Annotated in this window: 10 protein-coding genes; 9 read left to right on the top strand and 1 reads right to left on the bottom strand. The window is 66.4% G+C overall.

Going from position 1 to position 12,840, the window contains the following annotated elements; genetic code table 11:
* Positions 1-388, top strand: a 388-nt coding sequence (locus tag H9634_RS13550) for a hypothetical protein (protein WP_225210973.1), incomplete at its 5' end; no start/stop codon positions are given.
* 62 nt (positions 389-450) lie between these two features.
* On the top strand, positions 451-1,641 hold the full coding sequence (locus tag H9634_RS13545) for an NAD(P)/FAD-dependent oxidoreductase (protein WP_191727337.1): 1,191 nt from the start codon (positions 451-453) through the stop codon (positions 1,639-1,641).
* A 213-nt stretch (positions 1,642-1,854) separates the two neighbouring features.
* Here the strand turns inward: H9634_RS13545 and H9634_RS13540 are convergent, their stop codons facing one another.
* Positions 1,855-3,528, bottom strand: a complete 1,674-nt coding sequence (locus tag H9634_RS13540; RefSeq protein WP_191727336.1) for a DUF885 domain-containing protein — start codon at positions 3,526-3,528, stop codon at positions 1,855-1,857.
* Between the two features lie 160 nt (positions 3,529-3,688).
* On the opposite strand from H9634_RS13540, the gene dctP reads away from it, so the two are divergent.
* The 7 genes from dctP (at position 3,689) to H9634_RS13505 (ending at position 12,799) form a co-directional block, all read left to right on the top strand.
* Positions 3,689-4,771 (top strand): TRAP transporter substrate-binding protein DctP, encoded by a 1,083-nt coding sequence (gene dctP / locus H9634_RS13535; protein ID WP_191727335.1) that lies wholly within the window; start codon positions 3,689-3,691, stop codon positions 4,769-4,771.
* Entirely contained in the window at positions 4,768-5,487 is a 720-nt protein-coding gene (locus H9634_RS13530; protein ID WP_191727334.1) for a TRAP transporter small permease subunit, read from the top strand. Before dctP ends, H9634_RS13530 begins: the two co-directional genes overlap by 4 nt.
* A complete protein-coding gene (locus H9634_RS13525; protein ID WP_191727333.1) occupies positions 5,484-6,842 on the top strand; it encodes a TRAP transporter large permease in 1,359 nt (452 codons plus the stop codon). The genes H9634_RS13530 and H9634_RS13525 overlap by 4 nt, the downstream gene beginning before the upstream one ends.
* A gap of 66 nt (positions 6,843-6,908) precedes the next feature.
* Positions 6,909-8,102 (top strand): MFS transporter, encoded by a 1,194-nt coding sequence (locus H9634_RS14955; protein WP_191727332.1) that lies wholly within the window; start codon positions 6,909-6,911, stop codon positions 8,100-8,102.
* Complete coding sequence (locus H9634_RS13515; RefSeq protein WP_191727331.1) at positions 8,099-9,304, top strand: MFS transporter; 1,206 nt, start codon at positions 8,099-8,101, stop codon at positions 9,302-9,304. The genes H9634_RS14955 and H9634_RS13515 overlap by 4 nt, the downstream gene beginning before the upstream one ends.
* A gap of 241 nt (positions 9,305-9,545) precedes the next feature.
* A complete protein-coding gene (locus H9634_RS13510) occupies positions 9,546-11,657 on the top strand; it encodes a M14 family zinc carboxypeptidase (RefSeq protein ID WP_191727330.1) in 2,112 nt (703 codons plus the stop codon).
* A gap of 539 nt (positions 11,658-12,196) precedes the next feature.
* On the top strand, positions 12,197-12,799 hold the full coding sequence (locus tag H9634_RS13505) for a helix-turn-helix domain-containing protein (RefSeq protein ID WP_191727329.1): 603 nt from the start codon (positions 12,197-12,199) through the stop codon (positions 12,797-12,799).
* The last annotated feature ends 41 nt before the right edge of the window (positions 12,800-12,840 follow it).

Genomic DNA, 12,840 nt, shown 5'->3' with positions numbered 1-12,840 from the left:
CCCCCACGAGGAGGTCCGCCGTCTTCGCATCCGCATCACATCCCTCGCCTCCTCACCCCACCTTGACCACAGCCTCGACGCCGTGCTCGCCGACGGCCGCACCCGCCGCCAGGCGATCCGCGAGGCACTGTCGTCCCTGGCCGCGCTGAGCCTGGCGACCCGCCCGGTCCGCTCGACCGTGCTCATGGCCGCCACCGGTGCGCACACGGCCTCCGCGCCCGAGGCGCCGGCTGGTTCGGTGCCCGCCGTTCCCGACCTGGGTGACCGGGTGCTTGCCGACCAGCTCGTCGTCCTGCTCCTCGACTGCTCACCTGAGTACGGCGCGAACGCGGCCGTCACCGAGAAGGCCCGCGCCATCGCCGTGCAGCTGAGGCGGGAGCTGTCCTGATCTCCTCGTCCTGACGACAACCTGCCCTGCCGCCGTCGGTGCCGGCATGGCAGACTGGCACCATGACTCGGGTGCTGATCGTCGGAGCAGGAATCATCGGCTTGGCCACGGCCTACCAGCTCGCCCAGCGCGGCGCAGAGGTGACTGTCCTCGACCGCTCAGGCGTGGCCGCCGGTGCCAGTTGGGGCAACGCCGGCTGGGTGTGTCCCGGTCTCGCAACACCTCTGGCCGCACCCGGCGGGTGGCGGCACGGCATCGACGCCGTGACGAAACCGCACGCCCCGCTCACCTTCTCGCGCATCACCCCGGCGCTGACCGTGTTCCTGGCGAAGTTCGCCGCGCAGATGACCGAACGCCGCTTCCACGCCGCACTGCGCGACAATGCCGGCCTCGCACGGCAGGCGCTGCCGGCCTTCGACCGGCTTGCCGATGCCGGCGTCACGAGCCCCGTACACCGGGCCGACTTCACCATCGGCGCCGAGGACAACGACACGATCGTCGACTTCGACGCCGAACTCGACCAGATCGCCGAACTCGGCATCGACGTCGGCAGCTACCGCATCGACCCGGCCACCGTGCCGTTCTTCTCCAACCGCATCACCGCAGCCCTGTGTGTCACCGGACAGGCCTACATCGACCCTGGCGAGTACTGCCAGGCACTTGCCGGACTCGCCGAGCAGACCGGCGTGCAGATCGTCACGGACGCCGAGGTTGTGGCCGGCCATGCGGGCACCGATTCCGTCAGCGTCGTCGACCGCACGGGCCGTGCCTTCACCGCCGATGAGCTCGTCGTCGCCGCCGGCGCGTGGTCTGATGGCGTGCTGCGCGCGATCTGCGGTCGCAGGGCCGCCACCGGCCAGGCCAGCGGCCGCGGCTACTCCTTCACCGTCGACGCCGACCCAGCACACCTGCCCGAGGGCCCCGTCTACCTGCCGGCCCGGCGCGTCGTCCTCACCCCGTACCAGGACGCGATCCGCGTCGCCGGCACAATGGAGTTCGCCGACCCCGACGCCCCACTCCGGCCCGGTCGCATCGAGGCGATCGTCGCCCAGATCTCACCGCTGCTCCACGGCATCGACCTGGCCGACACTCGTGATCATTGGGTGGGCCCGCGCCCGGTCAGCACCGACGGCCGGCCCGTCACCCGCCGCATCGGCGACCGCGTCACCGCCGCCACCGGCCACGGCATGTGGGGAGTGGTCTTCGGGCCGGTCACCGGGGAGATCGTCGCCGAGCAGCTGCTCGGCTCCTGACGGCCGTTCGTGCAGACTCGAGCGCTGTCGATTCCACACGAAAAGCACACGATCGAGCCGATCCGCGTGCATTTCGTGCAGACCCGACGAGTCTGGATTCCTCACGAAGTGCACACACCGTCACCTGCTGCCCGCGCAGCACGCGGGCCGGTCAGGTGAAACCACCCGACCGGCCCGCAAGCTGACTCCTAGCGCGCAGCTAGCACCGCACCGTCACACCAGCGCCCGCCGCAGCGTATCGAGCCCGACCGAGCCCACGGCCAGTGCCCTGGCGTGGAAGTCCTTGAGGCTGAACGATGCGCCGGTCTGTGCCTTGGCCTCGTCGCGGATCTCCTCCCACAGCCGCTGGCCGATCTTGTAGCTCGGGGCCTGACCCGGCCAGCCGAGGTAGCGGTTGAGCTCGAAGGCGAGGAAGCTGCGGTCCATCGCGACATTGTCGGTGAGGAACTGCCAGGCCTTCTTCGCATCCCACGTGCCGCCGCCCACCGACTCCGGAGCCTTCAGCTTCAGATGCACGCCCAGGTCGACGCACACGCGAGCGGCGCGCAGCCGCTGCGAGTCGAGCATGCCCATGTAGTCACCGGGGTCGTCGAGGAACCCGAGGTCGGCCATGAGCCGTTCGGCGTACAGCGCCCAGCCCTCACCGTGTCCGGAGACCCAGCAGGCGTGCCGGCGCCAGTCGTTGAGCTGCTCCTTGAGATACGTCGCCTGCCCGATCTGCAGGTGATGGCCCGGCACACCCTCGTGATAGACGGTCGTCTTCTCCTGCCACGTCGAGAACGTCTCGGTGCCGGCCGGCACTGACCACCACATGCGGCCAGGCCGTGAGAAGTCATCGGTCGGTCCGGTGTAGTAGATCCCGCCGGTGCCATCGGGCAGCACCATGCACTCGATCGTGTGGAGCGGCTCGGGGATCTCGAAGTGCTCCTTCGACAGCTCTCGGGTCGCCTCATCAGCGGTGGCCTGCATCCACTCGCGCAGCGCATCAAGACCGTGCAGCTGCCGGGAGGGATCCTCATCAAGTGCCTTCATCGCCGCGAACACGTCATCGCCGGGTGAGACCTGGGCTGCGGTCTTCTCCTGTTCGGAGTGGATCTGCGCCAGCTGGTCGAGGCCCCACTGGTAGGTCTCCTCGAAGTCGATGTCTGCGCCGAGGAACGTCCGGCTGTGCAGTTCGTACTCCTCGCGGCCGCATGCATCGTCGCTGCCGGCGTGCGGGGCGATCTCGGTGCGCAGGAACTGTGCGAGCTCACCGTAGGCCGACCGCGCCTGCTCGGCACCTTCCTGCAGGGCGGCAGCAAGTGCTTCTGGGACCGAGGCGCCGGTGATAAGGGCATCGAAGTGCCCGCCGGGCTTGGCGGTCTCCTCAGCCTGCTTGGCAGCTTCGGTCACCTGGCGGATCGCTGCGACCCGGCCCTCTTCGCGGCCGGTGGTCAGGGACTCGCGGTAGCCGTCGAGCGCCTCGGGCACCGATGAGAGCTTCGCGGCGATGTGCTCCCAGTCGCCTTCCGAGTCGGTGGGCATGAGGTCGAAGACGTCGCGGATGAGCTGGACGGGGGAGGTGATGACGTTGATATCGCCTAGATGATAGCCGCGTTCGACGGTCTGGATGTCGAGCTCCAGGCGCTCGTGCATCGCATCGATGGTCACCCGGTCGGTGTCGTCGAGGGTCTCGGCGGCGGCCACGGCCTGGTCGAGGGCGGACAGGGTGTTCCTGGCGAGGTCCGCGCGGCGCTGGGCACCGGCGGGGGAGTAGTCATCGAGTTCGTCGATCCGGCCGTCGACTCCCAGCGAGATGCGGAACGAGGGGCTCATGTCGAGTAGGCGGGCAACGTAGTCATTGGCAACGGCGTCGATGCCGCTGGTGGGGCGTGAAAGCTCTGTCATGAGCACCACCCTAACGCCGAAAACAGCCTGCCGCCTGCCCAACCACCCGCAGGATCCGCCGCTGCTGAGGAGGTGGACGTGTCCGTATGGCGGGTGTCGTGTGAATGACACACCGAACGCTTGTTAGAGTCCATTTACATCAGCTTCAAAGGAGATGCTCATGGTTCGCCCCACCACCGTTGGTGCCGTCCTCACCAGCGCAGCGCTCGTCGTCCTCGCCGGCTGCGCGCCCGGCTACGGACGCAGTGCTGACAGCGGTGACGGCACCATCGTCGCCGCCAGCAGCTGCACCAGCCACAGTCTGCGACTGTCCCACCAGTGGCCAGCTGCCCGCGGAGACGGCAGCGACTTCCGCTCCCAACTGGCCGAGGACTTCGCCGAAGAGGTCTCGGAGGCAACCGACGGTGAAGTCAACATCAAGGTGTTCGCCAACGCGACACTATCGAAGCCCAACGACCAGTACGATGCGATGCTCGCAGGCTCCATTGACGGAGCGGTCATGCCGCTCGACTACGCCTCCGGCCATGTGCCCGAATGGTCGATCAGCCTCATGCCGGGATTGGTGCGCAGCCACAAGGAAGCACGCGAGTGGGACGAGGGCCCGATGGGCGAGGCCCTTGACCGCTCGATGCTCGACCATGAGCTCGTCCGCCTCGTCCACGTGTGGAACGCCGGGGGCATCGGGTCGAAGTCCGAGCCGATGCTCACCCCTGACGATGTGCCGCCGGGTGCGACGATGCGTGCAGCCGGCAACTACGTCGAGTACATGCTCCAGGATGCCGGAGCCGGCATCACCAGCCTGCCGAGTTCAGAGATCTACTCAGCCATGCAAACCGGGGTGCTCGATGCGGCGGTGACGTCGGCGAGCTCCTTCGCCTCCTACCGCCTCGAAGAGCTCGTCACCTCCTATGTGTCACCGACGAAGAACACCTTCTGGTTCATGTACGAGCCCTTGGCGCTCACCAAGGGCGCGTTCGAACAGCTGTGCACCGAGCAGCAGGAAGCAGTCCGGCAGGTGGCCGCCGATCTGCAGGAGCGTGCCTACAGCGACTCGGCAGCCGATGACGCCCGGGTCGAGAAGATCTTCCAGGATGCCGGCGTCGATGTCGTGCAGATGGACGATGCTGCCTTCAACGAATGGCTGCCGCTGGCGCGCAAGCAGTGGGAGGCCTTCCGCGAGGACGTGCCCGGCGGCGCCGAGCTCATGGACCTCGCCCAGGAGAACGGACACGGACAGCAATGAGCCACACACCTGTCACCCGCGAACGACCCGGCGGCCAGCCGACGAACGGCCACCCGAAGCCGGCGATCTGCCGGATCGCCGACACTCTGTCCGAGATCGCCGGCCTGATCGCCGGTGCCGCCCTCATCATCGCGACGCTCGTCACCGGCTGGGGCGTCTTCGTCCGCTATGTCCTCAAAGCTCCGACCACGTGGCAGACGGAGACGACGATCTACCTGCTCATTTGTGTCGCCTTCCTCGGAGCCGCCTACGGCGTCAGGCACAACGCCCACGTCGGCGTCGACCTGCTGCCTGAGGCGCTGCCGCTGCGGGGCCGGCTCATCTTGCGCACCGTTACCACAGTGCTGGTGCTCGGGGTCGTCGGCGTCGTCGCTTGGACCGGCTGGACGATGTGGCAGCAGGCCTACGCGCTCGACACCCGCTCGGCCAGCGCCTGGGGCCCGCCTCTGTGGGTGCCGTATGCGTTCCTGCCCCTGGGCATGGCGCTCGTGTTCCTCCAGTACGTCGCCGAACTCATTGAAGCCGTCCTCGCTCTCACCGGCCGCCTCGACCCTGCTCATGTCACCCTGCTCGGCGCCACCGGCGAGGCCGCGGAGATCCAGGCAGAGATCGACGCCCACGCCGCCGAGCAGTCGAGCACTGAGCAACCGGCCTCCGACCAACCGGCCACCTCTCCACCTGAGCATCCCATCGGACGCGGGGAGGAACGCCCATGAGCCCGCTGCTGCAGGGTGGCTTCATCATCCTCATCTCGCTCGTCCTCTTCGCCTCCGGCATGCCGATCGCCTTCGCGCTCGCCATCACGGCACTCGCTGGCATCCTCATCTTCTTAGGCCCCGAGCACACCGAACTGTTCGGCAAGCTCACCTTCGACTCGCTCAACGACTTCGGGCTGCTCGCCATCCCGCTGTTCGTGCTCATGGGCAACCTATTCGGCGGCTCCGCAGCCTCCCGCCAGCTGTTCGTCGCTGGCGAGGCATGGCTGTCCCGGATCCGCGGCGGACTGGCGATGAGCTCGGTCGTGGCCTCGACCGTGTTCGCTGCGATGACCGGCTCCTCACCGGCGACCGCCGCAGCGATCGGCCGGGTCGCAGTTCCGGAGATGCAGGCCCGCGGCTACTCCGGGCGCATTGCCACCGGAGCTGTGGCCGCCGGCGGCACCCTCGGCATCCTCATCCCACCCAGCGTCACCCTCATCCTCTACGGCATCGCCTCCGAGCAGTCGATCGGCCAGCTGTTCGCCGCCGGCATCATCCCCGGCATCGTCATCATGGTGATGTTCTGCATCTGGATCTACATCGCCGTCTCCCGCGAGCAGCGCAGACTCAGCACCGCGCCCGAGGCGCCGGGCGGCACCCGCGTCATCGGTGCCTCGGGCACGGGGCCTGAGACCTGGACGTGGAGCGACCGGTTCACCGCGCTGTTCAAGGTGCTGCCGTTCATCGCACTCGTCGCTGCCGTACTTATCGTCCTCTACCGCGGAATCGCCACCCCGAGCGAAGCGGCAGCGATCGGCGTGCTGCTCGTCGCAGCGCTCGTCATCTTCGCCTACCGCGAGCACAACGGCGCCAAGCTGCTGGGCGTGCTGCGCTCCTCGGTCTCGCAGTCGTCGATGATCCTCATGATCACCGCATTCTCCGCCGTCATCGCCACAGTGCTCAGCTACCTGGAGGTGCCGCAGGAACTCGCTTCGACGATCACCGAACTCGAGCTCAACCGCTGGCTGGTGCTCGTCCTCATCAACATCGTGCTGCTCGTCATGGGCCTGTTCCTGCCGCCGGTGTCGATCATTGTGATGGTCACCCCGATCCTGCTGCCGCTCATCCTCGAACTCGGGTTCGATCCGATCTGGTTCGGCATCATCATGACGATCAACATGGAGATGGGCCTCATCACCCCGCCGGTGGGCCTCAACCTGTTCGTCCTCAAGGGAATCGCCCCGCACATCCGGCTGACAGAGATCCTGCGCGGCTCACTTCCGTACATCGTGGTGCTCGGTCTGGCGATCGTGCTGTTCTCGGCGTTCCCGCAGATCGTCACCTGGCTGCCCGAGGTGCTCTACAGTGAGTAGGTCGCCGAACAGGAGTGCGAGCACAGGCGGCAGATGAGACAGCAGTGATGGAAGGGAGGGAGGCGCGTGGCAGAGCCGAGGCTCTGGACGAAGGACTTCACCGTCGCGATCATCGCCGCCGTGTTCCTCTCCTTCGTCTTCTACCTGCTCATCACCACAATGGCCGGCTACGCCGTCATCCGCTTCGCCGCCTCCGACTCAGCCGCCGGTCTGGCCTCCAGCTCGTTCGTCCTCGGCGCGGTCGCCGCCCGCATGTTCGTCGGCACCATGCTCGACACGCTCGGCCGCTACCGGGTGCTCATCACCGCCTTCACCCTCTCCGCTGTGGCCGGTGCACTCTACCTTCCTGCCGACTCGCTGCCGCTGCTGTTGGCGGTCCGGTTCGTCCACGGCGCGGTGTTCGGCGCCGGGCACACCGCCATCATGGCTGCTGTCCAGGACATCATCCCGCCGTCTCGCCGTGCGGAGGGCACCGGTTACTTCGGCACCTCGACGACCCTGGCGGCAGCGCTCGGCCCGCTCATCGCGATCATCGTTGTACGCGACTACGGCTACCACTGGCTGTTCATCACCTCCTTAGCCTTCACGGTGCTCGGGTTGGTGGCGATCCTGTTCCTGCGCGTGCCCGAACGCGCCGCCGGTGAGCGCGAGCTGCTGAGCTGGCGCAGCTTCCACCCGGTGCGCCTGTTCGACCCCTCGGGCCTGCTCATCGGCTCGGCAGTGCTCACCGCCGGTGTCGCCTACTCCTCGGTCATGACCTTCCTGACCACCTACACAACGAGCATCGGCGTTGCCGATGCCGCACCTGCGTTCTTCCTCGCCTTCGCCGGCTCCTCACTCATCGCCCGGCTCACCCTCGGCCGCATCCAGGACCGCTACGGTGACAACATCGTCGTCTACCCGCTGTACGCCTCGTTCTTCACCGCGATGGTGCTCATCGCCGTCGTCCCGCAGATGTGGACGATCATCCTCGCCGGCGTGCTCGGCGGGGTGGGCTTCGGCACGCTCATGTCCTCAACCCAGGCGATCACCATCCGCCGCGCCGGGCCCACCCGCGTGGGTGTGGCGACCTCGACGTACTTCTTCATGATCGACATCGGCTTCGGGCTCGGACCGGTCGCCCTCGGTGCGCTCATCGCAGCGACCTCGTTCACCACGATGTACGCTGTCGCGGCGCTGCTGGTGGGCGTCAGCGGAGTGCTCTACTGGCTGGTCCACGGACGGTTCGCCGCCCCCGAGGCGGGGGGAGTGCGTCCATGACAGCGCACCCTGGCGCTGGGGCGAGTGCCGCCGCACCGCAGCCGCTGTGGACCGGTCAGTTCCTGCTGGCCTTCGGGATCAACTTCTTCCTCTCCATCTCCTTCTACGTGCTCATCACCTCGATGGCCGGTTACGCCGTTACCGAATTCGGCGCCGGCTCCTCGGTCGCCGGACTGACGGCCAGCGCCTTCATCATCGGGGCTACCCTGGCGCGCATCATCGCCGGGAAGTACCTCGACTTCATCGGCCGGAGGACCTCGGCGATCGCCGCGCTCGTGGTGTTCGTGATCTCTGCTCTGGCGTACGTGGTCGCCGATCAGATCTGGCTGGTCATCGTCATCCGGCTCATCCATGGGGCGGCCTTCGGCTGGGGGTCGAACACCATCACCGCGGTCGCCCAATCGCTCATCCCGCAGTCACGGCGGTCTGAGGGGACGGGCTATTTCGGCACCTCGACGACTCTGTCAGCCGGTCTGGGGCCGTTCCTTGCCGTGTGGCTGTCGGGGGCATACGGTTACACGGCCGTGTTCATCATGTGTGCCGGGCTCTCTGTCATCGGCGTGGTCTTCAGCCTGCTGCTGCGCCCAGCTGAGAGAGCGGTGACGCCGGAGGAACGGGCGCTGAAGTGGCGGCTGAGCTTGGGTACGATCATCGACTACCGCAGTGTGCGCATTGCGACCATCATGCTGCTGGCCGGGTTCTCGTACTCCATTGTGCTCGCCTTCCTCCAGACCTTCGCGAACGAAGAGGACTTCGGTGCGGCGGCCAGCGTGTTCTTCATGGTGTTCTCGGTCGCGATGCTGCTCGGCCGGCTGTTCGTCGGCCGGCTGCAGGACGCCTACGGCGACAATGTCGTCGTCTACCCGCTCATCGTCAGCTTCACCCTCAGCCTCGTCGTCATCGGTCTGGCTCCGGCCGGCTGGGTCGTCATCGCCGCTGCGATCCCGGCCGGGCTGGGCTTCGGTTCGCTCTTTCCCAGTATCCAGGCCATCGCCGTCACCCTGGCCGGGCCCGCCCGGGCAGCGCTGGCGGTCTCGACGTTCTTCATCTTCCTCGACGTGGGCACCGGGCTCGGGCCGGTCATGCTCGGAGCGCTCACCCCGGCCATCGGGCTGCGCGGAGTCTATCTCGTCGCCGCAGCACTCATGGGCGTGGCCCTCGGGTTGTACTGGCTGTTCCACGGGCGTCGCCAGCGCACTTAGGCCAGCGGCCGTGGGCTAACAGGCCCCGATTCGACGCTGACGAGAACTTCATTGATGACAACACTGTCTGAAGGCCGTCGAAGGCAGTTTCACGCACTCTTCCGCCACTGGTCTCTCACCAGCAGATATGACGAATCTTAGCAACACCGACCCTCGAAACTGTGAAGAGTGTCATAGGATGCTGTATGGCTGATCCCGGGCATCGATGACCCGGGCGTGCTCAACGAAGAGAAAGTCACCCATGAAGAACACCCTGCACCGTCTTGGCGCCGGCACGGCCGTCGCCGCCCTCCTAGCCTCCGCCACCAGCGCGGGTGCCGCCTTCGCCGCTCCCGCCGGTGACGTGCTGCTGCTGACAGTTCCGGCCGACGACGTCGAGGAGGCCTCTGAGACGCTCGGCGATCTCGACATCGTCAGCGCAGAAGGCGACAATGTCATCGTCCTCGGCGATCAGGACCTCGCCGAGGAACTGGAGAAGACCGGAGCCTCGGTCACTGCCGAAAACTACGCCGACTCCCTCGGCGCCCGCCCTGCCAGCGCACAGCCGGCTGCACCCGCCCCGGTGCCGGCCAAGCTCAATGCCGCTGACTACGACACGTTCTTCAACGGCTATCGCACCACCAGTGCCTATGCGCAGTTCGCCCAGGACCTCGCATCCCAGTATCCAGAGCTCGTCCAGCACGTCGACTACGGAGATACCTTCCTCAAGCAGCAGGGCCAGGGCGGGCACGACCTCGTCGCCGTGCGCATCACCGCCGACGTCGCCGACCAGCCCGAGTATGCTGACGGGCAGGACGGCAAGCCGCGGTTCTTCCTCGGCGCGCAGACGCACTCGCGTGAGATCATCACCAGCGAGATGGCCTGGCGCTTCGCCACCGAGCTCATCGACGGTTACGGCACCGACGCGCAGATCACCTCGCTGCTCGACTCGACCGAGGTGTGGGTGAGCTTCCAGCACAATCCCGACAGCATCGACGTCGTGGAGCAGGCCTTTGCCGATGGCGTCGACATGACACCGGCCGGTGACGGCAATCCGAACTCCGCCTCAAAGGCGTGGCAGCGCAAGAATCAGAACACCGCAGGGTTCGAAGACACCGGTGCGCCTTGGTCTCGCAGCCAGCCCGGCATTGACCTCAATCGGAACTGGCCCTACGGCTGGGGCGGCGCGTCAACGAGCAGCGATCCGAGCAGCGTCCTCTACAAGGGATCCGCACCGGCGTCCGAACCTGAGGTGGCAGCGCTCAAGGACCTGCTCGAAGACCTCTACGGCACCTACGACGTTGAGACGACGACCGCTGCGCCGGACGAGCGGGCCGGCACCTATATTCACCTGCATTCGTATTCGGACCTCATCCTCTATCCGTATGGTTTCGACAACACTGCAAACCTCCCCAACGCCGACGCATTGATCGCCGGTGCCTTCCGGCAGTCGTTCGGCAACGACTATGCCACCGGTGCACCCGGCGATGTGCTGTACAACGCCTCGGGCGGCGACTTCGACTACGCCTACGGCAAACTCGGCGTACCCGGCTACGTCTACGAGATCGGCACCGCCCGCGAAGGCGGCTTCTTCCCCGGCTTCCAGCGCGCCGATGACTACTGGCAGAAGGTCCGGCCTGGTCTGCGCTTCGCCGCTGAGGCCGCCTACGAGCCCTACACCGCCTCGCTTGGCGGTGTCGTGTCCGAACTGACAGCTGAGCGTCAGGACGACGGGTCCATCATCGTCACCGGCACAGCAACCGATGACGCCTATGGCCAGGACGCAGGGTCGGCTGAGCGCCGGCCGGCAGTCACACAGATCGACGATGTCGAGATCCAGGCCGCGGTCGATCGCACCGCCCTTGATGCCGGGGAGTCGACCGCTCCAGGCGAGCCTGCCGTTGCCGAGGCGGGGGAGACCGTCGACTTCGAAGCCACCATTGCAAAGGAAGGCTCGGAACAGGCCAAATTCGTCTTCGCACGAGCGCGGAACGGATCCGGCGAGTACGGCCCGTGGCAGGCAGTCTTCGTCGATCCAGTGGAGAATGCAGAGTCGCCCTCTCCGGAACCGACCGATTCGGAAACGCCGACACCAGAACCCACCGGCGACCCGTCAGGCGATCCCAGTGACGACCCAACGGATGGCCCCTCTGCCGACCCTTCAGAGGATCCCACGAGCAGCCCATCCGAGGGCCCGGGTGACGACGACGGCAAGCGCAATGATGACGAGTCCTCACGTGACGAAGATGTTCCGAGGCGCGATGACCGTTCGTCGCTGCCGCGCACCGGCGCCGGACTCTGGCCGCTGGCGGCTGGGGCTGTACTGCTCGTCGCAGGCGGGCTCGGAGTCGTGGCTGCGCGCAGGAGAGGCTGAGTCGGTCAGCTGTCCCTCCCTCAGAGCTTGTGATCGGGATCTGAGCTGAAGGACGCCTCACCGAGCGCTTCCAGGTCTCACCAGCCGACCGCGACCAGGCTCTATGGGCCCTGGGAGAGCCACCGCATGTGCGCGGAGACAGCATCCGATTGCAATCACGACCGCAACCCAGCTTCGATTGCCTCCTCACCAGGGAACGAAGCTCAGGCGGCTGCAGTTCAAGAACTCCGGCGCGCCTTAGGCTGCTCTTCAGCTGCCTGACGAACGGCACGACTCCTTCGGCCGGTCGCGTCTCCGAGCGCCTCTCGCCACCGGCGCGCTGCGTCTGCTGATAGCAGCACCCGCGTGCTGGCTTCTGTGCAGACCGAGGCGGGCGCAGGCGCGGTGCGGGGTGGAGAATCAAGGCGGAGTCGTTGGTCTCACTGCATTCTCACCACTTGAGAATGCAGTGAGACTGTCGGAAAATTTAGTGAGACTCTTGTGACTGCGGTCACTTTTCACTAATGTGGGTGGCACTCAATGGTGAGAGGTAGATTCCAATGACGTCCTCTAGCGACACTGTCAATGTTGCTCCTCCTGCAGCATCTGTATCCGAAGCGTCTTCGGCCGACGTGGCCGCCGCTATCCGGGCGCTGCGCAGCAAGGCGCAGCTGACACAGGCCGAGCTGGCCAAACACGCGGGCGTCAGCACTTCATTCATCAGCCAGTTGGAACGCTCCCACACCGATGTCACCATAACGACCCTCAACCGCATCTGCGCGGCACTCGACACGACGATCGGGCACCTTTTCTCCCCACCGGCGCAGCAGCCCGGGCGGATCATACGGAAGGACAGCTATCGCCGCTTCGACTACAACGGCGTCGACAAGTTCGTTCTGACGCGAGAAGAGATGGTTGATGTCGACGTCTGCATGTTCGAGTTTCCCCCAGGATCCAGCACTGGACTGCGCACGCCATCGGGAACGTCACGAACTGAGCTGTGGATCTGCAAGTCGGAGTTCCTCGGTATCGAGCTCGGCGCCGATGTCCACATTCTGCGCGAGGGCGACAGCCTCGACTTCGCCTCCACGCGCCAGAACGTTGTCTACAATCCTGGCCCCAACCCATGTGAGGCCCTGCTCATCATCAAGAACCACCGGTAAGGAGAAGGAGAAGGAAATGAGAAAGAAGGCTCTGGCAGGTT

The organism is Brevibacterium gallinarum, from assembly GCF_014836885.1.
Taxonomy (GTDB): domain Bacteria; phylum Actinomycetota; class Actinomycetes; order Actinomycetales; family Brevibacteriaceae; genus Brevibacterium; species Brevibacterium gallinarum.
This window is presented reverse-complemented; position numbering and strand designations above follow the sequence as displayed.

Bases quoted from the DNA above. Each gene is read 5' to 3' on its own strand.
- H9634_RS13545 (WP_191727337.1), top strand. From the start codon at position 451: ATGACTCGGGTGCTGATCGTCGGAGCAGGAATCATCGGCTTGGCCACG.
- H9634_RS13530 (WP_191727334.1), top strand. From the start codon at position 4,768: ATGAGCCACACACCTGTCACCCGCGAACGACCCGGCGGCCAGCCGACG.
- H9634_RS13510 (WP_191727330.1), top strand. From the start codon at position 9,546: ATGAAGAACACCCTGCACCGTCTTGGCGCCGGCACGGCCGTCGCCGCC.
- H9634_RS13505 (WP_191727329.1), top strand. From the start codon at position 12,197: ATGACGTCCTCTAGCGACACTGTCAATGTTGCTCCTCCTGCAGCATCT.
- H9634_RS13515 (WP_191727331.1), top strand. From the start codon at position 8,099: ATGACAGCGCACCCTGGCGCTGGGGCGAGTGCCGCCGCACCGCAGCCG.
- dctP (WP_191727335.1), top strand. From the start codon at position 3,689: ATGGTTCGCCCCACCACCGTTGGTGCCGTCCTCACCAGCGCAGCGCTC.
- H9634_RS13525 (WP_191727333.1), top strand. From the start codon at position 5,484: ATGAGCCCGCTGCTGCAGGGTGGCTTCATCATCCTCATCTCGCTCGTC.
- H9634_RS13540 (WP_191727336.1), bottom strand. From the start codon at position 3,528: ATGACAGAGCTTTCACGCCCCACCAGCGGCATCGACGCCGTTGCCAAT.